The organism is Streptomyces sp. NPDC102441 (genome assembly GCF_044765585.1).
Classification (GTDB): Bacteria; Actinomycetota; Actinomycetes; order Streptomycetales; family Streptomycetaceae; genus Streptomyces.
In genome coordinates, this window is record NZ_JBIWKH010000008.1 from 364,345 (window position 1) to 386,007 (window position 21,663).

General features: G+C 70.5%; 20 protein-coding genes. 17 read left to right on the plus strand and 3 right to left on the minus strand.

The genetic code is table 11. The features are described from left to right. The first annotated feature begins 66 nt into the window (after positions 1-66). The 7 genes from ACIREO_RS20075 to ACIREO_RS20105 are packed head-to-tail and all read left to right on the plus strand — an operon-like array spanning position 67 to position 6,937. On the plus strand, positions 67-2,970 hold the full coding sequence (locus tag ACIREO_RS20075) for a Na+/H+ antiporter subunit A (protein WP_404111757.1): 2,904 nt from the start codon (positions 67-69) through the stop codon (positions 2,968-2,970). Continuing rightward, on the plus strand, positions 2,967-3,560 hold the full coding sequence (locus tag ACIREO_RS20080; protein WP_404111760.1) for a Na(+)/H(+) antiporter subunit C: 594 nt from the start codon (positions 2,967-2,969) through the stop codon (positions 3,558-3,560). The genes ACIREO_RS20075 and ACIREO_RS20080 overlap by 4 nt, the downstream gene beginning before the upstream one ends. Next, positions 3,557-5,206 (plus strand): Na+/H+ antiporter subunit D, encoded by a 1,650-nt coding sequence (locus ACIREO_RS20085; protein ID WP_404111762.1) that lies wholly within the window; start codon positions 3,557-3,559, stop codon positions 5,204-5,206. Before ACIREO_RS20080 ends, ACIREO_RS20085 begins: the two co-directional genes overlap by 4 nt. Beyond that, a complete protein-coding gene (locus ACIREO_RS20090; RefSeq protein ID WP_404111765.1) occupies positions 5,203-5,835 on the plus strand; it encodes a Na+/H+ antiporter subunit E in 633 nt (210 codons plus the stop codon). Before ACIREO_RS20085 ends, ACIREO_RS20090 begins: the two co-directional genes overlap by 4 nt. Further along, the gene (locus ACIREO_RS20095; protein WP_404111768.1) at positions 5,832-6,155 is read left to right on the plus strand and encodes a monovalent cation/H+ antiporter complex subunit F; all 324 of its coding nucleotides are present in this window, start codon (positions 5,832-5,834) and stop codon (positions 6,153-6,155) included. Before ACIREO_RS20090 ends, ACIREO_RS20095 begins: the two co-directional genes overlap by 4 nt. Next, positions 6,152-6,550: a monovalent cation/H(+) antiporter subunit G gene (gene mnhG / locus ACIREO_RS20100; protein WP_404111771.1), complete on the plus strand. Its 399-nt coding sequence runs from the start codon at positions 6,152-6,154 to the stop codon at positions 6,548-6,550. The genes ACIREO_RS20095 and mnhG overlap by 4 nt, the downstream gene beginning before the upstream one ends. Positions 6,551-6,559: 9 nt before the next feature. Continuing rightward, positions 6,560-6,937 (plus strand): ankyrin repeat domain-containing protein, encoded by a 378-nt coding sequence (locus ACIREO_RS20105; RefSeq protein WP_404111774.1) that lies wholly within the window; start codon positions 6,560-6,562, stop codon positions 6,935-6,937. A 58-nt stretch (positions 6,938-6,995) separates the two neighbouring features. Here ACIREO_RS20105 and ACIREO_RS20110 read toward each other — a convergent pair whose 3' ends face one another. After that, positions 6,996-7,586 carry a TetR/AcrR family transcriptional regulator gene (locus ACIREO_RS20110; protein ID WP_404111777.1) on the minus strand — a complete coding sequence of 197 codons (591 nt, stop codon included), beginning with the start codon at positions 7,584-7,586 and terminating at the stop codon, positions 6,996-6,998. 213 nt (positions 7,587-7,799) lie between these two features. Here ACIREO_RS20110 and ACIREO_RS20115 point away from each other — a divergent pair, with 213 nt between their 5' ends. Together ACIREO_RS20115 and ACIREO_RS20120 are read left to right on the plus strand one after the other, a co-directional pair. After that, the gene (locus ACIREO_RS20115) at positions 7,800-8,534 is read left to right on the plus strand and encodes an SDR family NAD(P)-dependent oxidoreductase (RefSeq protein ID WP_404111780.1); all 735 of its coding nucleotides are present in this window, start codon (positions 7,800-7,802) and stop codon (positions 8,532-8,534) included. A gap of 55 nt (positions 8,535-8,589) precedes the next feature. Continuing rightward, a complete protein-coding gene (locus tag ACIREO_RS20120) occupies positions 8,590-9,213 on the plus strand; it encodes an NADPH-dependent F420 reductase (RefSeq protein WP_404111783.1) in 624 nt (207 codons plus the stop codon). A 120-nt stretch (positions 9,214-9,333) separates the two neighbouring features. On the opposite strand, the gene ACIREO_RS20125 is transcribed toward ACIREO_RS20120, so the two are convergent. Together ACIREO_RS20125 and ACIREO_RS20130 are read right to left on the minus strand one after the other, a co-directional pair. Further along, complete coding sequence (locus tag ACIREO_RS20125; protein WP_404112005.1) at positions 9,334-10,800, minus strand: catalase; 1,467 nt, start codon at positions 10,798-10,800, stop codon at positions 9,334-9,336. A gap of 25 nt (positions 10,801-10,825) precedes the next feature. Next, complete coding sequence (locus tag ACIREO_RS20130) at positions 10,826-11,272, minus strand: Fur family transcriptional regulator (RefSeq protein ID WP_404111786.1); 447 nt, start codon at positions 11,270-11,272, stop codon at positions 10,826-10,828. A gap of 154 nt (positions 11,273-11,426) precedes the next feature. Between ACIREO_RS20130 and ACIREO_RS20135 the strand changes: the two genes are divergently transcribed. The 8 genes from ACIREO_RS20135 to ACIREO_RS20170 all read left to right on the plus strand — a co-directional run bounded on the left by ACIREO_RS20135 (position 11,427) and on the right by ACIREO_RS20170 (position 21,447). Next, positions 11,427-12,914 carry an AlkA N-terminal domain-containing protein gene (locus ACIREO_RS20135; protein ID WP_404111789.1) on the plus strand — a complete coding sequence of 496 codons (1,488 nt, stop codon included), beginning with the start codon at positions 11,427-11,429 and terminating at the stop codon, positions 12,912-12,914. 80 nt (positions 12,915-12,994) lie between these two features. Continuing rightward, complete coding sequence (locus tag ACIREO_RS20140) at positions 12,995-13,504, plus strand: methylated-DNA--[protein]-cysteine S-methyltransferase (protein ID WP_404111792.1); 510 nt, start codon at positions 12,995-12,997, stop codon at positions 13,502-13,504. Then, a complete protein-coding gene (locus ACIREO_RS20145) occupies positions 13,399-14,043 on the plus strand; it encodes an alpha-ketoglutarate-dependent dioxygenase AlkB (RefSeq protein WP_404111795.1) in 645 nt (214 codons plus the stop codon). Before ACIREO_RS20140 ends, ACIREO_RS20145 begins: the two co-directional genes overlap by 106 nt. A 106-nt stretch (positions 14,044-14,149) precedes the next feature. Further along, positions 14,150-14,653, plus strand: coding sequence for a hypothetical protein (locus ACIREO_RS20150; RefSeq protein ID WP_404111798.1), 504 nt, complete (start codon positions 14,150-14,152; stop codon positions 14,651-14,653). Continuing rightward, on the plus strand, positions 14,654-16,045 hold the full coding sequence (locus ACIREO_RS20155; RefSeq protein ID WP_404111801.1) for a hypothetical protein: 1,392 nt from the start codon (positions 14,654-14,656) through the stop codon (positions 16,043-16,045). Next, complete coding sequence (locus tag ACIREO_RS20160) at positions 16,042-17,487, plus strand: VWA domain-containing protein (RefSeq protein WP_404111804.1); 1,446 nt, start codon at positions 16,042-16,044, stop codon at positions 17,485-17,487. Before ACIREO_RS20155 ends, ACIREO_RS20160 begins: the two co-directional genes overlap by 4 nt. Before the next feature lie 52 nt (positions 17,488-17,539). Next, positions 17,540-18,652: an AAA family ATPase gene (locus tag ACIREO_RS20165; protein WP_404111807.1), complete on the plus strand. Its 1,113-nt coding sequence runs from the start codon at positions 17,540-17,542 to the stop codon at positions 18,650-18,652. Further along, positions 18,649-21,447 (plus strand): hypothetical protein, encoded by a 2,799-nt coding sequence (locus ACIREO_RS20170; protein WP_404111810.1) that lies wholly within the window; start codon positions 18,649-18,651, stop codon positions 21,445-21,447. Before ACIREO_RS20165 ends, ACIREO_RS20170 begins: the two co-directional genes overlap by 4 nt. Positions 21,448-21,663 lie beyond the last annotated feature (216 nt).

Genomic DNA, 21,663 nt, shown 5'->3' on the forward strand with positions numbered 1-21,663 from the left:
CCGTACGGGTGAACCGGGCCGGGGGATATATCTGTATTCGGTGCCCTTTGTTCCGGACCACTCGTCGTGATCGCACTCGTCCTCTGCCATTTCGCACTGGCGGCGTGCTCGGCGCCGCTCGTGCGGCTGCTCGGCAGGTACGCCTTCGTCGTGCTCGCGCTGCCCCCCGCGGCCACCACGGTGTGGGCGTTCACCGAATGGGGCGGCACGGAAGCAGGCCGGGCGGTCACCTGGTCCTGGGAGTGGATCGGCACGTACGACGTGTCGGTCGCTCTGCGCATGGACGCGCTCGGCGAGCTGATGGTGCTGCTCGCTGCCGGGGTGGGCACGCTGGTCCTGCTCTACTGCGCGTCCTACTTCACCGACGCCTCGCCCCGGCTGGCCTCCTTCGCCGGAAACCTGCTGGCCTTCGCCGGCGCGATGCTGGCCCTCGTCCTCGCGGACGATCTGATCTCCCTCTACGTGTTCTGGGAACTGACCACCGTCTTCTCGTATCTGCTGATCGGTCACACCAGCGAACGCAAGCAGAACCGCCGCTCCGCCCTTCAGGCGCTGACGGTCACCACCCTCGGCGGCCTCGCCATGCTGATCGGCTTCCTGATCCTCGGCGAGGCGGCGGGCACCTACCGGATCTCCGCGATCGTCGCCGATCCGCCGGAGCCGACCCGCGCCGTGTCGGTGGCCGTCGTCCTCGTGCTGTGCGGGGCCCTGTCCAAGTCGGCGATCTGGCCGTTCAGCCTCTGGCTGCCGAACGCCATGGCCGCGCCCACCCCCGTCAGTGCCTACCTGCACGCCGCGGCCATGGTCAAGGCCGGTGTCTACCTGGTGGCACGGCTCGCACCCGCCTTCGCCGACGTGCCCGTCTGGCGGCCGGTCGTCCTGGTGCTGGGGGGAGTGACGATGCTCCTCGGGGGCTGGCGCGCGCTGCGCCTCAACGACCTGAAGCTCGTCCTCGCCTACGGCACCGTCAGCCAGCTCGGCTTCCTCACGGTGCTCGCGGGGGCGGGGAACCGGAACGCCGCGCTCGCCGCCGTCGCCTTGATCCTGGGTCACGCCCTGTTCAAGGCGGCGCTGTTCCTCGTCACCGGCATCGTGGACCACACGGCCGGCACCCGTGATCTGCGGAGGCTCTCCGGCCTCGCCCGCTCCAGGCCGTACGTCTGCGCGGTCGCCGTGCTCGCGGCCGCCTCCATGGCCGCAGTGCCGCCCCTCCTCGGATTCGCCGCGAAGGAGGCCGCCTTCGACGCGTTGCTGCACGGCGACGTGACCGACCGCTGGGTGCTGGCCGCCACCGTCGTCGGCTCGGTGCTGACCGTGGCGTACACCCTGCGCTTCGTGTGGGGGGCGTTCGCCCGTAAGCCAGGTGTCGCCGACACCCCCACGCGCCGCGTCGGGGCCGCCCTCCTGGCCCCGCCGGCCGTGCTCGCCGTCGCCGGTCTTGTGCTCGGTCCCGGCGTCGGATGGACGGACCGCCTGTTCGCCGCGTACGCCGATGCCTTCCCCGCCCCCGCGCACCCCTACCACCTGGCGCTCTGGCACGGCTTCGGGACGGTCCTGCTGCTGTCCGCCCTGACCTGGGCGGGCGGCGCGGTGCTCTTCGCACACCGTGCGACGGTCGTCCGGATCTCCCGGCGCATCGCCTGGCCGACCGCGGACAGCGTCTTCGGGCACCTGCTGCTCGGCCTGGAACGTGTAGCCCTCCAGGTCACCGGCTTCGTCCAGCGCGGCTCCCTCTCCGGCTACCTGGCCATCACCATGATGGTGATGCTCTCCGGTCAGCTGGCCGTCCTGGTCACGGACCGCCCCTGGGAAGGGGCGGTCGCCCCCCGTCTGTGGGACGTGCCGCTCCAGGGGGCCGTCGCCGTACTGACCTGTGCCGCTGCCCTGTCCTGTCTGACCGTCAGCCGCCGGATGAAAGCAGTCGTCCTGGCAGGACTGACCGGCTACGGGACGGCACTGCTCTTCGTCGTTCAGGGCGCGCCGGACCTGGCGCTCACCCAGTTCTGTGTCGAGACCGTGTCGATGATCGTGTTCGTGCTGGTCCTGCGCCGGATGCCGGTGCGTTTCGAGGAATCGATCGGCACCTGGCGCCGGGCGATGCGGGTCCCGGTGGCGCTGGCCGCTTCGGCGACGGTCGGCGTGGCCGTCTGGGCGGCGGGCGCCGCGCGGGTCGCCGAGCCGGCGGGTGCCGCGATGGTCGAGGAGGTCGCCCATCACGGTCTCAAGGACGTGGTGGCCACCATCCTGGTCGATCTGCGGGCCTGGGACACGATGGGGGAGTCCGCAGTCCTCGCGGCGGCGGCGATCGGCGTGACCAGCCTCATCTATCTGCACCGCCGCGGCGACGCCCCCATGAACAGGGAGGAGCTGCGGGGGGAGACCGCCTGGTCACTGTCGGGCCGACGGCTGACCGGCCTGCCGCAGGGCGCCGACACCGCGCCCGAACGCAGTTGGCTGGCCGCCGGAGCCACTCTCGCGCCCGAGCACCGGTCCGTCGTCTTCGAGGTGGTGGCCCGGCTGCTCTTCCATCCCATCCTGGTGCTCTCCCTGTATCTGCTGTTCTGCGCGGAGAACATGCCGGGCGGCGGCTTCGTCGCCGGACTCGTGGCAGGACTCGCTCTCATCACCCGCTACCTGGCGGGAGGCAGATTCGAACTCGCGGAGGCCGCGCCGCTGCAGCCCGGACTCTTCACGGGACTCGGACTGTTCGTGTCCACCGGAGTCGCCCTGGGCGGCCTCGCCGAGGGGACGGTGCTGCACGCCTGGACCTACCACGGGCATCTGCCCCCGTTCGGCGACTTCCACGTGAGCACGTCGGTGCTCTTCGACTTCGGGGTCTATCTGCTGGTGCTCGGCGTCGTCCTGGACATCGTGCGAGCGCTGGGCGCCAAGGTCGACCGCCAGATCGAACGGGCGGCCGGCGCACTGGCCCCCGGGATGGACACCGGGAAGGGGGAGCCGCAGCGATGATCATGAGCGCCTCACTGCTCGCCACCGCCGTCGTCCTCTGCGCGGTCGGCGGCATCCTCATGCTCACCCGGCCGCTCACCCGCATCCTGCTCGGCGCGGTGATCGCGGGCAACGGCATCAATCTGCTGGTCCTCTCGGCGACCGGGCCGGCAGGCGCGGCGCCCCTGCTCTACGGCGTGCCGCTGCGGCGGATCACCGACCCGCTGCCCCAGGCCATCGCCCTCACCGCCATCGTCATCACGCTCGCCACCACGGCGTTCCTCCTCGCCATGGCCTACCGCAGCTACCAGCTGACCGGCACGGACGAGGTCCACGACGACCTCGAGGACCGGCGCATCTTCCTGCGCGCCGAAGTGCTGGGGGAGCGGGCCGAGCTCCGTGAGGAGTACCGGGCGGGGCCCAGCCCCACGCGGCAGGAGCGCGCGGACTACCGCCAGGAACACCGCCGGCTGCGGGCCCGGCTGCGCGCCGACCGCGCCCTTCAGGCCCGGGGCCGTGATGCGGGCGGAAACCTGTGGCACGACGTGCTGGGAGCCGATCCGGAGGACTACGTGAAAGACAAGGACGACAACCGGGGAGCCGCCGGATGAACGCACTCGTCCCACTGCCGGTCCTGCTGCCGCTCTGCGCCACCGGGGTGAGCCTCGCCTTCGGCACCAGGCTCGCGCGCTTCCAGCGCTTCATCAGCGTCGCCGTCCTCACCGCCGTCCTGGCCCTCTCGGTGACGCTGATGGTCGCCGCCGACCGCCAGGGCCCCCTCTCCGTCCACCTCGGAGACTTCGCGCCGCCGCTCGGCATCACACTCGTCGCCGACCGGCTGTCCGGGCTGATGCTGACCGTCTCCTCGGCGGTCACCCTGGCCGTGCTGGTCTACTCGCTCGGCCAGGGCATGGCGGACCGGGACAAGGAGACGCCCGTAGCCGTCTTCCACCCCGCCTATCTCATCCTGGTCGCCGGGGTGTCCCTCACCTTCATCGCGGGCGACCTCGTCAACCTCTACGTCGGCTTCGAGATCATGCTGGTCGCCAGCTTCGTCCTGCTCACGCTCGGCGGAACCGGCCCCCGGATCCGGGCCGGCTCCACATACGTGATCATCTCGCTGTTCTCCTCGATGCTCTTCCTCACGGCGATCGCCATGACCTACGCCGCAACCGGCACGGCCAACCTGGCCCAGCTGGCGGTCCGGCTGCCCGAACTCCCCCTCGGTGTGCAGACGCTGGTCCAGGCGATGCTGCTCAGCGTCTTCGCCATCAAGGCCGCCGTCTTCCCTCTCGCCGCCTGGCTCCCCGACTCCTACCCGACCGCGCCCGCCCCCGTCACCGCCGTCTTCGCCGGCCTGCTGACGAAGGTCGGCATCTACTGCATGCTGCGGACCGAGACCCTGCTCTTCCCCGGCAACCGGCTCGGCGACCTGATCATGGCCGTCGCCCTCGTCTCGATGCTCGTGGGCATCCTCGGGGCGGTCGCGCAGACCGACCTGAAGCGGCTGTTCTCCTTCACCCTCATCAGCCACATCGGTTACATGGTCTTCGGGATCGGCCTCGCCACCCGTGAGGCGTACGGCGGCGCGATCTTCTACGTCGCCCACCACATCACCGTCCAGACCACCCTCTTCCTCGTGGCGGGACTCATCGAACGCCGGGGCGGGACCAACGAGCTCACCCGGCTCGGCGGACTGGCCAGGTCGGCTCCGCTGCTCGCGGTCCTCTTCTTCGTTCCCGCGATGAACTTCGCGGGGATCCCGCCCTTCTCCGGTTTCATCGGGAAGCTCGGGCTGATGCGGGCCGGGGTCTCGGACGGCGGTGTCTGGGCCTGGATCCTCGTCGCGGGCGCGACCGTGACGAGCCTGCTCACCCTGTACGTGATGGCCAAGATCTGGAATCTGGCCTTCTGGCGTACCGAACCACCGGGCCAGGCCGCCTACGGCACCGTTCTGGAGACCGCCGACGACAGCGACGACGAGGACAGCGACACCGGGCCCGACCGTATCCCCGGCACGGGCGACGAAGGGGTGGGGCCACCGCCGGCCGGTCAGACCCTGGCCGCCACCCTGCAGGGGAGGGCCGTCACCACCACGATCCGCCCGCCCAGGGCCATGACGGCGGCCACCGCGGGAGCCGTCGTGCTCGGCCTGGCCTTCACCGTCCTGGCCGGTCCACTGGCGGCGTTCACCGACCGTTCGGCAGCCGAACTCATCGCGCGCCGACCCTATGTGGAGGAGGTGCTCGGCCGGTGAGGCGCCTGATCACCCTGTCGTACCACAACCCCGAACTGCCCCCGTACAGCGTGCAGTTCGCCGGCCGCCGGCGCCGCGTGCTCGACCTTCCGCTGATCGCCTGGCTCACCCTGATCTGGGTGCTGCTGTGGTCCACCCTGACCTGGGCCAACGTCGTCACCGGCGTGGTCGTCGCGGTGGCGGTGTGCCTGGCGTTCCCGCTGCCGAAGGTCGATCTGGGGCTGCGACTGCACCCCTGGGGCATCCTCCTGCTCGCCGGCTATCTGCTCTACGACATGTACACCTCGGGCGTGAAGGTCACCCGGCAGATCTTCGCGGGCCGCCCGCACCGACCCGCAGTCATCGGCGTACCGCTGCGGTGCCGGAGCGACCTGATGCTCGCGGCGACCGCGGTCTCCGTGTCGAACGTGCCGGGCGGTTCCGTCGTCGAGGTGCGCAGGGCCACCGCCACGCTCTTCATGCACGTGCTGGACGCGGACAGGCCGGAGGAGCTGGAGGCGGCCCGGCGCTCCGTCTGGAAGCTGGAGGAACTGACCGTCCGGGCGTTCGGTACCCCTGACGAGATCGGCCGGGTTTCCGAGCCGCCACCACAGGTCGCCGGGTCCGACGGCGGAGAGGAGGGCCCGTGAGCGGCCCCGAGACGGTCGACCGTGTGCTGATGACAGCCGCCGTAGTGTTCGTCGTGGTGGCGGCAGCGCTGCTGCTCTTCAGGATCAGCCGCGGTCCCTCCATGCTGGACCGGGCCATCGGACTCGACGTCTTCGCCGCGGTGATCATCGCGGGCCTGGGCGCCAAGTCCGCTTTCGCCCGGGACTCGTTCTACTTCCCGATCATGCTGGTGCTCGCGTTCCTCGGCTTCACCGGATCGGTGGGCATCGCCCGCTTCATCGCCGTACGCGACAGGCCGCTGTCACGCCGGAAGGCCGCGGGGAAGGAGGGACAGCGATGAACGTCTGGCTCCAGATCACGGACACGGCCGGGGCGTTGCTCGTGTTCATCGGCGCCGCGATCTGTCTCCTCGGGGTCGTCGGCATGCTCAAACTGCCCGACGTCCTCTCGCGCAGTCACGCGGCGACCAAGCCCCAGACCCTCGGGCTCCTGCTGGTGCTGGCCGGGGTCGCACTGAGGCTGCGCAGCGGCATGGACCTGGCGACGCTGGCCCTCATCGGCTTCTTCCAGCTGATGACGGGCCCGGTGGCGGCCCATCTGGTGGCGCGGTCGGCGTACCGGACGGGGCAGATCGAGCGCGGTGAGCTCCTGTTCGACGACCTGGACGCGCAGCTCACCCAGCCCGGGCCGGAACCCGACGAGGACGATGAGGGTCACCCGAAGGGACCCACCTAAAATGGGGCCATGGAACCGCTCTCCGAAGAACAGACCAGCCGGCTCGTCGTGATCGTGATGGATCTGGCCAGGCAGGGCCGCGCGGAGGAGCTCCTGGAGTTCTTCGACCACGGGCTGCCGGTCGACGTGCGGGACCAGCAAGGCAACACGGCGCTCATGCTCGCCGCGTACCACGGGCGGACGGAGACGGTACGGGCGCTCGTCGCGCGCGGCGCCGACGTCGATCTGCGTAACGCCCGGGACCAGTCACCTGTGGCGGGAGCCCTGTTCAAGGGCGAGGACGCGATCGTCGGCGTGCTGGTCGCGGCCGGCGCCGACCTGGACGCGGGAACCCCCAGCGCACGGGCCACCGCGGAGATGTTCGGGAGGACGGCCCTCCTTGACTAGGGTCTCTCGTTCGGATCAGGCCGGACAAGGGAGCGGGGCCTGATCCATACGAGAGGCCCTAAGCCCCAGGAGGAGATGGTGCGGGGATGGCGTTGTCGATGAGGACGGCGGCGATGGCGGCGGCGGTGGGGAAGGACTCGCTGTTGAGGACTCGGGTGCGGGCCGAGGCGCCGTCGATGAGCAGCGCGAGTTGTTCGCCGAGTTGTTCGGGGCGGGTGGCGCCGGCTTCGCGGGCGGTTTCGGTGAGCCGCGCGGCGATGGCGATCTTGTAGTCGCGTGCGTACTCGGATGCGGGGTGTTGGGGGTCGTGGAGTTCGACGGCCGCCGCGATGTAGGGGCACAGGGGCGTGGACGCGGGCATCTCGAAGGCGGCGAGGAGCCGTTCGCGGGGTGTGAGGTCGGTGCGGTCGAACACCCCGGGCATGACGTCGGGATCGAACCGGCGTAGGTATTCGGCGACGAGTTCGTCCTTGCTGGTGAAGTGCTGATAGGCCGTGCGCTTGGATACCTGGGCCACAGCGCAGAGTTGGTCCATGCCGGTGCGGCTGATGCCCTGATCGCGGAACAGCTGCCGTGACGCGCTGAGGATGCGCTCGCGCGCGCCCCTGCCGCGGCGCCGGCCCAGGGGGCCCTTCTCCAACTCCGTCATGCCTCCAGTGTAGACCTTCGGTACAGACCGGTCTACATACGACTGGACCGTGCGTCCATCGCGCTGACGGGGATCGCGCAAGGGTGAGAGCGTCTCGGTACCGATCGGTGTACTTAGCTTGCGCGCCGGTCGGCCCTCGGATACGTTAAGTGCACAGTCTGGTGTACTTAACGCTGGACCGTTTCGGACAGCCATCAACTCAACGGAGTGATCGTGGGAAAGCTCGATGGCAAGGTAGCGGTGATCACCGGTGGATCCACCGGCATGGCACTGGCCGGCGCCAAACTGTTCGTCGAGGAAGGAGCGCACGTCTTCATCCAGGCCCGGCGGCAGGAAGCACTGGACGACGCCGTCAGGCTGATCGGCCGCAACGTCACCGCCGTCCAGGGTGACGCGGCCGACCTGGACGACCTGGACCGTCTGTACGACACCGTCAAGCGGGAGAAGGGCTCCATCGACGTGCTGTGGGCCAGCGCCGGGACGGGCGAACCCGCCGTCCTCGGCGAGATAACCGAGGAACAGTTCCACCGCTCCTTCTGGCTCAACGCGCGCGGCACCCTGTTCACCGTGCAGAAGGCGCTGCCGCTGATCAACGACAACGGCTCGGTCTTCATGACCGGATCCAACGCCTCCCTCGGAGCCTTCCCCGGCTGGAGCCTCTACGCGGGAAGCAAAGCCGTCCAGCAGGCCTGGGCCCGCGTCTGGCTCAACGAACTGCGTGACCGCGGGATCCGGGTCAACGTCCTGACCCCCGGCCAGGTCGCCACCGCCAAACAGGAAGAACTGTTCGACGAGGCGACCAAGGCCGAATTCGAGTCCCTCATCCCCCGCGGAAAGATGGGCCGCCCCGACGAGATCGCCACCGTCGCCCTGTTCCTCGCCTCCGACGACTCCAGTTACGTCAACGGCCTGGAACTGGTCGCCGACGGCGGCACCACCGCCATCTGAACCACACACCGGGAATGCCGCGGGCACGCCCGGAGAACAGGAAGAGAGCACACCCATGAGCAGCATCACCCTCCTCGGCACGGGGAACATGGCCCGTACCATCGGCACGCTCGCGGTGGCGGGAGGCAACACCGTCGAGGTCATGGGACGCGATCAGTCCAAGGCCGATGACCTGGCCAAGGCTCTGGGCGGCGGCGCGACGACGGGCAGGTGGGGCGCCGTCCCCGCCGGGGACATCGTCATCACGGCCCTGTTGTACGACGGTGTCGTTCCGGTCGTCGTCGAGTACGGAGACGCCCTCGCGGGCAAGGTCATCGTCGACATCAGCAACCCCTTCAACGCCACGTTCGACGGACTGGCCCACAGCGAGGAGACCTCGATCGCGCAGGAGGTCGCCAAGGTTGCCCCGGCCGGCGCCGGCGTGGTGAAGGCGTTCAACACCATCTTCCGTAATGTCCTGGAGAAGGGCCGGCCCGACGTCTTCATCGCCGGCGACGACGCGCAGGCCAAAGCGGGCGTGGCGGCTTTCATCGAGAGCCTCGGGCTGCGCCCGCTGGACGTCGGCGGCCTGAAAATGGCGCACTGGCTGGAAGGAGTGGGCGTGGTCACGGTGGGCCTCGCCGGCAACGGGGTCGGCCACTGGGACTTCGCCCTCGGCGTCGACGAATTCACCGGCTGAGCCCATCGTGCCTGGCTGCCCACAGCCATGATCGACCGGACAGGTCCTGGCCGGCACCGCACGAAGGGGCCCCGGGCAGCGACACGTTGCCCGGGGCCCCTCGTCTACGGCCGTGCGGTCCTACTTGGCGGCCTTCAGGGCCTCGATGGCCTTGCGCACACCCTCGCCGTAGGCCGGGTCGGCCTGCGTGCAGTGGTTGATGTGACGCTCGATGGTGGCCTGCGAGGCACCGTCGATGGCCCGGGCGGTGTTGCCGAAGAGGGCGTCCTGCTCCTCCGGGGTCATGGACCGGAACAGATTGCCCGGCTGCTCGAAGTAGTTGTCGTCGTCCTCGCGGTAGTCGAACCGGTCGGCCGCCGCACCGTCGAGCGCCAGACCCGGCTCGGCGAACTGCGGCTGCTCCGCCCAGCGGCCGTAGCTGTTCGGGGTGTAACCGGGGACCGCGCCCTGGTTGCCGTCCACGCGCAGCTGGCCGTCGCGGTGGTAGGTGTTGACGTTCTTCGCACCGCGGGGCTGGTTCACCGGGATCTGGTGGTGGTTGACCCCGACGCGGTAGCGCGCGGCGTCACCGTACGAGAAGAGTCGGCCCTGGAGCATGCGGTCGGGCGAGGCACCCACGCCGGGGACGAGGTTGGCCGGGGTGAAGGCGGCCTGCTCCACGTCCGCGAAGTAGTTCTCCGGGTTGCGGTTGAGCTCGAACTCGCCGACCTCGATGAGCGGGTAGTCCTTCTTGGACCAGACCTTGGTGAGGTCGAACGGGTGGTAGCGGTACGTCGCCGCGTCGGCCTCCGGCATGACCTGGATGTAGAAGGTCCACTTCGGGTGGTCGCCGCGCTCGATCGCGTCGAACAGGTCCGCCTGGGAGGACTCGCGGTCGTCGGCGACGATCGCGGCGGCCTCCTCGTCGGTCAGGTTCTTGATGCCCTGCTTCGTGCGGAAGTGGAACTTCACCCAGAAGCGCTCGTTGCTCTCGTTGATGAACGAGTAGGTGTGGGATCCGAAGCCGTGCATGTGGCGGTAGCCATCGGGGATGCCGCGGTCCGACATCACGATGGTGACCTGGTGCAGTGCCTCAGGGAGGTTGGTCCAGAAGTCCCAGTTGTTCTCAGGCGAGCGCAGGTTGGTGCGCGGGTCGCGCTTCACGGCGCGGTTGAGGTCGGGGAAGTGGTGGGGGTCGCGGTGGAAGAAGACCGGCGTGTTGTTGCCGACGACGTCCCAGTTGCCCTCCTCCGTGTAGAAGCGGAGGGCGAAACCGCGGATGTCGCGCTCCGCGTCGGCCGCGCCGCGCTCACCGGCGACGGTTGAGAAGCGGGCGAAGAGCTCCGTCTCCTTGCCGACCTCGGAGAAGAGGGCGGCCCTGGAGTAACGGGTGATGTCCTGCGTCACCTTGAAGGTGCCGAAGGCGCCGGATCCCTTGGCGTGCATACGACGCTCAGGGATGACCTCCCGGCTGAAGTGGGCCAGCTTCTCCAGGAACCAGACGTCCTGGAGCAGCATCGGGCCCCGCGGGCCGGCGGTGACGGCGTTCTCGTTGTCCGCGACCGGTGCGCCGGCGGCAGTGGTCAGCGGCTTCGTGTTGTCAGAAATTTTCCTGCTCCTCCGTGTGAAAACTTCAGTGCACCGACTCCGGATCCTGTCGGCCACGGTCGGGCTGACACCCAGGGCACAGGCCCCAGTACGTCACCTCTACGTGGTCGATGGCGAACCCGTGATTCTGGGGCGCCTCCAGGCGCGGAGAGCTCCGGGGGACATCGACATCGGCGATCGTGCCGCACGAGCGGCAGACCACGTGCTGATGGTTGTCCCAGGACTGTCCTTCGTACCGTGCCGGAGAATTCGGCAGGTCGATCCGCCGCGCCAGTCCGGCGTCGACGAGCGTCTTGAGTACGTCGTAGACGGCTTGGGTCGAGACCGCGCCGACGCGTGTGCGTACCAGGGTGAGGAGGGTACTCACATCGGAGTGCGGGGCCTCGTGGACCGCCGAGAGCACGGCGACCCTGGGGCGGGTCACTCGCAATGACGCTCCCCGCAGGAGGGTCCTGGCCTCGGTTTCGATCACCTACGCAGTGAACCACCTTTCTGGAATGATTCCAATCAATGTGCGAAGGAGTTCTGCGCCGGGCCCGTGCGGGCGCACCGGCCCGGCGGTGCGCCCGGGGCGCGGTGTCCGATTCCCGCCAGTACCCGGAAGCGTTATGCCGCACCCTTGAGGCATGAGCAGTGACGACAGCAGATACGAGGCGGTGACGAGCCGCGACGCCCGGTTCGACGGCGAGTTCTTCTTCGCCGTGTCCACGACCGGGATCTACTGCCGCCCGAGCTGTCCGGCGACCACGCCCAAGCGCCGCAACGTGACGTTCTACCCCACCGCGGCCGCCGCCCAGGGCGGAGGGTTCCGCGCCTGCCGGCGCTGCCGCCCGGACGCGGTGCCCGGTTCGGCGGACTGGAACGCCCGCGCCGATCTGGTGGGCCGGGCGATGCGGCTGATCGGCGACGGGATCGTCGACCGCGAGGGTGTGTCCGGGCTGGCCGCGCGCCTCGGCTACAGCGCCCGCCAGGTGCAGCGCCAGCTGAACGCCGAGGTCGGCGCGGGGCCCATCGCGCTCGCCCGCGCGCAGCGGGCCCACACCGCGCGGGTCCTGCTGCAGACCACCACCCTGCAGGCCGCCGAGATCGCGTTCGCCTCCGGCTTCGCCAGCGTGCGGCAGTTCAACGACACGGTCCGGGAGATCTACGCGCTCACCCCGGGTGAGCTGCGCACCGCCCGGCCCGGCGCCTCCTCCCGATTCGGTTCCGTCTCCACCGCCGACGGGGCCGGGGGAGTGCCGCTGCGGCTCGCCCACCGGGGACCGTACGCGGCGGCCGGGATCTTCGACCACCTGGCCGCCCGCGCCCTCACCGGCATCGAGGAGATGGCCGGCGAGCGCGGTGACCGCACCTACCGGCGCACCCTGCGCCTGCCGCACGGCACCGGCATCGTCGAGGTCCGTGAGCGGACCGGCGACGGCTGGCTGGACTGCCGGCTGCACCTGGGCGATCTGCGCGACCTGACGACCGCCACCCAGCGGATGCGCCGCCTCTTCGACCTGGACGCCGACCCCCACGCGGTCGCCGAACGCCTGGGCGAGGACCCGGCACTGCACCGGCTCGTCGCCCGTACGCCTGGACTCCGTGCCCCCGGGGCAGCCGATGTCCACGAACTGGCCGTACGGGCGGTCCTCGGCCAGCAGGTCTCCGTGGCCTCCGGGCGCCGGCTCGGCAGCGCCCTGGTGACGGCCTACGGCGCACCTCTCCAGGTGCCCAGCGGCGCCCTCACCCGTACGTTCCCCGACCCCGGCGACCTGGCCGGGGCCGGCCTGGAGGAGCTGGGGACGAACGCCTCGCGGCGTGCCACCCTGCGCGACGTCGCCGCCGCCCTCGCGGACGGGAGGATCCGGCTCGACCCGGGCGCCGACCGCGACCAGGCCGAGCAGGAGCTCCTGGGCCTGAGGGGCGTCGGCCCCTGGGCCGCCGCCTACATCCGCATGCGGGCGCTCGGTGACCCCGACGTGCTGCTGACCGGCGACGCGGCCGTCCGGGCGGGCATGCGGCACGCGGGTGCCGACGCGGTGCGGGCCGGTGCATGGCGCCCCTGGCGCACGTACGCCATGCACCACTTCTGGAACGCTGCCGCGGACCGGCCCGGTCCCGCGGCAGCGTGAAGTCCGAATCCCGCCAGCCGTATCACCGCGGACCCCGCACAGTTGACGTATACGACGGATGTACTGGAAGGACCATGACGATGACGCTCTACACCACGGTCGACAGCCCGCTCGGCGAGCTGCTGCTGGTGGGCGAGGAGTCGGCCACCGCGGAGGGCGGCACCGCCCTCGCCTCGCTCTCCGTGCCGGGCCAGAAGGGCGGTGCGACGGTCCAGGAGGGCTGGACGGAGAAGGCGGAGGCCTTCACCGCGATCGCCGCCGAACTGCGCGCGTACTTCGAGGGGAACCGGACCGGCTTCGGCATCGAGTACGCGGTCAGCCGTGGCACCGGCTTCCAGCGGCGCGTGTGGGAGGCCCTGGAGTCCATCCCGTACGGCACCACTCTCAGCTACGGCGAGATCGCCGAGCGGATCGGCGCCCCGCGCGCGGCAGTGCGCTCGGTCGGTACCGCGATCGGCGCCAACCCGCTGCTGGTCGTACGCCCTTGCCACCGGGTGATCGGCGCGAGCGGCGCCCTGACCGGCTATTCGGGCGGCCTCGACCGCAAGAGGAAGCTCCTGGACCTGGAGAACCACCACCAGGCGGCCTGAACGGCCGCGCCCCAGGGCGTGCGAACACTCCTGGGGCAATGCGAGGAAGGCGCACCGATGACCGGCACCCTTCACCTGGCCGCTCCCTCGGCCGCTCCACCCGCACGGCGGACGACGTGAACGGCCGGCAGGTCGCCGCCTTCCCGGACCGGATGGTCCGGCTGGGCCGCCGGGCCCTCCTGGAGGCGTACGGGGACGAGGCGGCCGTGCGGGACTACACACCGGACACCGCGCTCATCAACTTCTACGACGGGCAGGCCAGGATGGGCATGCACCAGGACAAGGACGAGCGGTCGTCCGCCCCGGTCGTCTCCCTGTCCATCGGCGACACCTGCGTCTTCCGCGTCGGCAACACCGAGACCCGCACCAGGCCCTACACCGACATCGAGCTCTCCTCGGGTGACCTCTTCGTCCTCGGCGGCCCCTCGCGCTTCGCCTACCACGGCGTTCCGAAGGTCCACGAGAGTACGGGCGACCCGGCCACCGGGCTGCGCTCGGGACGGCTGAACATCACGATGCGGGTCACCGGGCTCACGTAGACGTCTCTCCGGTCCAGGCTCCGTTGTCAGTGGCCGCCAGTAGGTTCAGTTGTGTTCCGCCGGTCCGGCGGGAACAACCCCTCAGCTGTGCATTGGAGATGGCGCGTTGTCGGATTGGGAGAGGTCGAGCACGGCGCGGGTGATTCCACCCGCGAGGCCGCGCAAGCTGGCCAAGGTTCCGTTCGTCGAGCTGGCCGACGGACGTCTGCAGGGCGTGGTGTCCAGCGGATCGGACATCGGGCGTGTCTACGTCTCGTCCGTCGCCGCGGGGACCTACGCGTTCGCCTGCAGCACCAACAACAACCGGCCCTGCGGCGGTGCGCGCGGATCGTTCTGCAACCACATCGGCGCCATGGTCGACGAGGCTGTCCTGCAGTACGGCGCGGGGCGCGTCGTCCGGTATCTGAAGATCGAGGTCCCCGAGGCGGATGCGGACGGAGCCGCACTGGCTTCGGCCATGAGGAGCACCCGCCCGCAGATGGACGCGACGAAGGCCGCCGCGTCCGTCTTCAGCCGTTTCCTGCGTCACCTGGCCTATCTCGAACACGCTCCGGCCACAGCGCCGCTGCCCGAGATGCATTTCTTCCCGCCGACCAGGGCGGTGGCGTAGATGCGTGCCGACCTGCTCGCCGAACCCGTCGACGGACTGGACGAAGCCCTGTCGGCCGTCGACGCCTTCGACCGCGCTCTCGTCGCGGGTCTGCTCCGTCCCCAGCACGCCGGGGCCGACGGGCCGACGTCGCTCGCCGACGCCGTGGCGGGGACACCACTGGCCGCGCGGGTCGCCGAGGCAGCCGCGAAGGCGTCGGCCGGAGCTGCGGGCGAGGACCACTTCGTGGCCCTGGCCGCCGCTCGGACCGCGCTGCTCGGCTCCGTCCACGACGCGCTGCTTACCCTCGTCGAGGAGGCGGCCGGCCGTTCGCGCGGTGCGCAGGCCATACCCACCGGTGATGGGCAGCCGACGGCGAATCTGCTGACGGCCGCCCGCGCCTGGCTCTCCGATCTGGCGCGCTGCGGATGGCAGGGCCTCGACCACGAGGTGGTGTCCGGGGCGGCGGAGGTCGTGTCCGCGATGCTGCCCGACCCGTCGCTGCGCCGCCTCGCGACTCTCCTCGACGGCTTCGTCGCCGAACTAGCCGCGTGCTGCCCCGGTGCTTCGGCGGAGCGCTTTCCGGTACGCCGCTGGGCCGACCTCTGGTCGCGCGGGATGCTGCTGACGGTGCCAGGAGCGGCCGGTACGCCCACCGTCGGGACCGCCGACGGACGCCTGCTGCCCCTGGGCATCGACGTACAGGAACACGCGACCGCCGCGCAGGCGCAGGTGCACGCGGTGTTCGAGCCTGCGGACGGTTCCGCGCCCCGCCTGGTGCGCGCCAGCGTGTCGGTCCCGAAGCCCGACACGGTCGTCGGAGCCGGGATCTGGCAGCTGCTGCGCCCGCACATGTCGCTCCTCGCAGCCGTCGGCGAGGGCCGCTCGATGGACCTCACCGGTATGCCGGTCACCGCCGAGGGCGACCTCCTCTGGAGCGACGAGCACGCCCGCCCCGGCGAGCCGGCCGAGGCCTTCACCACCGCCCGGGTGGCACTGCCCACCGCGACCGCCCCGGTGACCGCACCCCTGGACCGGCATCCGGCGCGCATCGCCGTACCCGTCTTCCTGGAGGGCTACACCGCTCGGACGGACGACGACGGCCGACTGACCTTCACCGTCGCCGGGACCGAACTGGCCGTGGACACCGACCGCATACCGGCCGCCGGGCCGCTCACACCCGAGGCCGTCGCCAGGTCCGGGGCGTGCATCGCGCTCATCCGCTGGGACGCCGGGACGTTCGGCGTACAGCCGCTGGCCGTCGAGTCAACGGTGCGGAAGAAGGTGACCTCGGTGCACGCGGGGGCGTGGGCCGGAGGGACGACCGACAAGGCCGGGATCAGGGCGGAGAAGGCCGCCACCGATGCAGCGAAGGTGCTCAGCGAGCGAGCGGGAAGGCTGCTGCGCAAATGACCGGACAGCAGAGCCCCGAGGTGACCGGAGAGCCCTCGCACGACAACCGCCGCCAGGTCATGTACTGGCGTCTCCTCGCCCGTCTCTTCGACCATGAGGAGCAGGCGGCCCTGGAATCGGCGAGCCTCGCCGTGGTGGAGGACATCGGCCTGCCGGCCAAGCTCCTGGATCCGCAGGCGTCGGTCGACTCGGTGGTGCAGCGCCATCCCGAACTGGCCGCAGAGTTCGGCGGCCTGATGGCACCGGAGACGGAGACGGAGACGGAGACGGAGACGGAGACGGAGACGGACGGAGACGCCGACGCACGCGACCGGGCCGCCGAGGTGCGCCGCGCCGCGCTCGTGTCGAAGGTGCTGCTGAACGTCTTCCACTCCCCTCCCGGCACCGTCACCGCGGGCCAGCTGTCCCGGTGGCAGTCCGACGCGGGCTGGCTGGAGCGCGCGCTCGGCTGCAAGCCCGGGGAACTGCGCGGCGGACGCGCCGGTGGGACAGGTGCCGGCCCGACCGGCAGCGGCGGTGGGGGCCGGACCCCCGACCTCAGCCGTCTCATCCCGGAGATCGGCCCGGAGCTCGGCTCCATCGAGGCCGGGCTCGTCAAGCGGATGCGGCTGCGCGAGGTGCTCGCCGACCCGCACCTGGCCGGCCAGCTGACGCCGAGCATGTCGCTGATCGAACAGCTGCTGCGCGACAAGGACAACCTCTCCGGAGTGGCCCTGGCCAACGCCAAGGCGCTGATCCGCCGCTTCGTCGACGAGGTCGCCGAAGTGCTGCGTACACAGGTGGAGAAGTCGGCCGTCGGAGCCCTGGACCGCTCGGTCCCGCCCAAGCGGGTGTTCCGCAATCTGGACCTCGACCGCACGATCTGGAAGAACCTCACCAACTGGAGCCCCGAGGAGGAACGGCTCTACGTCGACCGCCTCTTCTACCGCCACACCGCGCGCAGGACGACGCCCCAGCGACTGATCGTGGTCGTGGACCAGTCGGGCTCGATGGTGGACTCGATGGTCAACTGCACCATCCTCGCCTCGATCTTCGCGGGTCTGCCCAAGGTGGACGTCCACCTCATCGCGTACGACACCCAGGCACTCGACCTCACCCCGTGGGTGCACGACCCGTTCGAGACCCTGCTGCGCACCAACCTCGGGGGCGGCACCGACGGCACGGCGGCCATGGCGCTGGCTCAGCCGAAGATCGCCGAGCCCCGCAACACCGTCGTGGTGTGGATCTCGGACTTCTACGAATGGCAGACCGAGCCGCTCTTCGAGAGCATGGCCGCCATCCACCGCTCGGGGGCCAAGTTCATACCGGTCGGCTCCGTGACCAGCTCCGGTCGCGCCAGCGTCAACCCGTGGTTCAGGGAGCGCTTCAAGGACCAGGGCACACCGGTCCTCTCCGGCCACATCCGCAAGCTCGTCCACGAGCTGAAGACCTTCCTCACGTAGGGCCTTTCCGCCCGGTGCAGTCGAACCCGAATTCTTAGAGAGGCCTACACACATGTCCGACCTGTTGCGCGCCCCCGCAGAGATCAAGTACGCCGAAGAGCTCGACTGGCTGGAGTCGGTGGACGACGGCCCCAAGCCGTTCTCCTGGCGCCTGTCGCCGAAGATGGTCCGTCTCTTCATCCTGGGATCCGAGCGCTCCGACGGCCTCGACCGGGAGATCGCCCAGAAGTGGTACGGCGACCGCAGCTTCGTCGAGCGCTCCATCGTCACGCTGGCCTCCGACCGGGGCCTGCTGCTCATCGGCGACCCTGGCACCGGCAAGAGCTGGCTGGCCGAGCTGCTGTCCGCCGCCATCTCCCGAAACTCCACCCTTGTGGTGCAGGGCACGGCCGGCACCACCGAGGACCACATCAAGTACTCCTGGAACGTGTCCATGGTGATCTCCAAGGGCCAGTCGCGGGAGTCGATGATCCCCTCACCGATCATGACCGCGATGGAGACCGGGGCGATCGGCCGCTTCGAGGAGCTCACGCGCTCCACCAGCGACGTCCAGGACGCGCTGATCTCGATCCTGTCGGAGAAGTACATCTCGGTCCCGGAGATGGACGGCGACAACATCGTCTTCGCCAAGCCGGGCTTCTCCGTCATCGCCACGGCCAACAGCCGTGACCGCGGGGTCAACGACCTGTCCTCCGCGCTCAAGCGCCGCTTCAACTTCGTCCGCATCCCGGTGGTGACGAACAAGAAGAGCGAGGCGGAGATCGTGCGCTTCCGCACCGAGGAACTGCTGCGCCGTCATCAGATCGAGCTGGACGTCCCGCCGACCCTGCTCGACGTACTGCTGCAGAGCTTCGCCGATCTCCGGGCATCCGCCGCCGCGGCCGGCAGCGACGACGAGAAGCTGGAGTCGGCGCTGTCCAGCGCCGAGCAGATCGGCGTACTGGAGGACGCGATCCTGCACAGCAACTTCTTCGGCGAACGCGCGCTGACCGCCCGCACGCTCGCCTCCTCGCTCGTCGGATCGCTGGCGCGCCGCGAACCCGAGGACCTGGCCATCCTCAACAAGTACCTGCACGGCGTCGTGGAACCCCGCAGCAAGGAGGAGGGCGGCTCATGGCCGGAGTTCCTGGAGGGCGGCCGCGACGCGATCGCCACCCTGTCGTGAGCACCTCGACCGAGGGGACGCCCTTCGAGGCCCTGCGAGGACAACTACAGGACGCAGCAACGGAGTTCGCGGACGGGCCGGACGCACTGCAGGGCATTCTCCTGGGCATCGTCGACGACGTCGACCGCGCCGTGCGTGAGCCGCTGGAGATCTTCCCCGTCTGCCACCACTCGCCCGCGTCGGCGGTCGCCATGGCGCGGCGGCTTCGGGAGAAGCAGCCGAAGGTGGTGTATCTGGAGCTGTGCGAGGACATGGCGCCGCTGCTGTCGGAGCTGCGCAACTGCCGGCTCCCGGTGGCCGTCCAGGCGTTCGCGAGCGAGGTCAAGGGCTTCCCCGCGGAATGGGCACCGCTGTCGGTCGTCGCCCCGATCACCGAGGCGTCGGCCGAATACCAGGCCATCGCCTACGCACTGGACACCCCGGGTGTCGAGCTGGTCCTCGTCGACCGCTCCTCGGACCACGTGTTCCAGTGGCAGGCCGGCGCGACGGAGCCCGCGGACCCCGACGCACCGCCCGCCGAGGAGGAGGCGGCGTTGCACGGCGACGCCGTCGGGGTCGAGATCGGCGACCTGCGGCCCCGCTTCGCCGAGCTGGAGGAGCACCTCCTGCACCACGGCCGTGTGCGGCACTGGTCGGAGTGGTGGCACCAGTACGTCGAGCTGCCGCTCGGCGACAGCGACCACGACACCTACCGCCAGGTCATGCTCCTGATCGGCAGTCTGTTCCGCAGGCTGGCCCCCGGGGACACGGACCGGGTCAGGGTGGACGAGGACCGTGAGCGCTACATGTGGACCCGGATGCGTGAGCACCTCGCCACCACCGGAACCGACCCCGAGGACTGCCTCTACGTCTGCGGCGCCTTCCACGCGTCCAGCCGCGTCGAGGAGTTCGGTGTCCACGGCAGCGACACCTTCGAGATCACTCCGCCGAGCGAGAGCACCTGGCAGTACGGGCTGATCCCGTCGAGCCACGCGGCGATCGAGGCACAGTTCGGCCTCGCCGCCGGGTCGGTGTCGATCGCCGCCACTCAGTGGGCGAAGAACACCGGGCGGACCCGGGTGGAGCCGTACCGGCTCGCGGGTCAGGCAGGCGCCAGGAAGACGGCGAAAACGAGGAAGGCCGCCGCACCGGCCACCCCCGTGGCGCCGGAAGCCCCCTCCGACAGGCTGTCCGGCTTCCTTCAGAAGCCACCCGCCCTCGACCGGCTCGACGAGGCCGAACTCCTCGGCTGGTCGGTGGAGATCGTGCGTGCCGCCCGTCGCAACGGCTATCTCGCCTCCACCGCCGACGCCATCGCCGTGTTCGAGACGTCGATCCTGCTGGCCGGCATGCGGGACCGGGCCAGGCCCACCCCGTACGACTTCCAGGACGCGGCGGTCACCTGCATCGAGAAGGAGACCGTGCCGGGCAGACGCGATGTCCGCCGGCTCGTGGAGATCCTGATGGGCGGCGACCGGATCGGCCAGGTCGGCTACGAAGCGCTGCCGCCCCTGGCCCGAGACGTCCACGACCGCCTCGCCCCGCTTGATCTCAAGCTCCAGCAGCGCGGTGTGCGGCGGGCCCTGCTGGACATGGCCTCCCAGCCCGAACTGCGGCAGTGCTCCGACGTGCTGTGGATGCTGCGCCGCCTCATGCCCCACGGTGCGGCCCGGCCGATCATGGGTGAGCGGGAGCTCGGCAAGCAGTCGGTCCAGGAGTCCTGGGACCTCGCGCTGGGCACCCATCAGCGGGCGCTCATCGAGCTCGGTTACGAGGGCGTCAGCATCGAGCAGGTCCTGGAGCAACGCCTGCGCCGCGTCGCGTACGCCCCGAGCGCCACCACGGCACAGGTCCTCGCAGCCGTCGAGGACGCCGTGCTGTATCTGCGCAGCAGCCGCCTGGCCGACGAGCTGGGCACCCGCGCCCTGGAGGTGCTGGCCACCGAGCGCAGTGTCGACGGAGCGCCGGAGGTCCTGCGCAGGGTGCGCCGGCTCCTGGCGTACTACCGGATCAGCCGGCCGGTCCTTCCGGCGTGGATCGAGTCCTTCGCCAAGACGGGTTACGCGCACTACTGCACCCTGCTGCCGACGGCGTTCACAGACGAGGACGCGACCGTCCGTCAGGTCGCCGCGATGCTGGGGTTCCTCTTCAGCATGGAGAGCCTGGCCCTGTCGCTGGGCTGCGACCGGACCCAGCTGGACCTGGCCTTCGCGCAGTCCCATCCGCAGGAGCCGTCCAGGGTGGCGCTGCTGTGGGCGGCCCAGGTGCAGCTCGGCCGGCTCTCCCGCGCCGAGCTGAGGGAGCGGTGTGACGCACTGCTGGACAACCCGCTCGTGGTGCCCGCCTATCCGCGCTACCTCAGCGGTTTCCTGCACGCGCTGGAGCCGGTGCCGCAGCTGGCCGACTTCGTCGTGGAGGCCGTCTCGAACGCCTTCGCACGGCTGCCGGACCCGGTGCTGCTGCCCTGGCTGCCGACGCTGATCACCACCCTCCGGGCCGACGGCGCCGACCTCGCCCCGCTGCTGATCCGTGAGGCGGGACGCGTCTTCCCCGGCCGCCTCGCCGCCCTGGACGCCTGGGTCCCGCCGTGGCAGGCCACCCCGGAATCGCCGGCCGCCCCATCGGCGGACGGCGGCGGCACGGCACGCCGCGCCGTACTGCTCGCCGCCCACCCGGAGACGTGCGACAGCGTGGCGGAACTGCTGGGCTGCGAGGGCACCTGGGAGGCGGAGGCACAGGCACCCTCGGGAGCGATGCCGGCCGGCCGCCACCCGGAGACGGCGGCGGCACTGGAGGAGTTGCTGGCGGGAGTCTGAACGGCTGAGGGCGGCGCCCGGATCCGGCGGGGATGCCGATGGCCCGGCTCCCGTGGTCACTCGACCGGGGAAGGCCCGCGCCGACGGCGCGGGCCTTCCTGGTGGTATCACGGAGCCCGAGGCGGAGTCGACCAGGACCGCGTGGCAGCCTGGCCTCGGACACGAGCGACACCGATGGCCTTGAGTCTCCAGTGGGTGGAGACAGCAGAGTGGGGG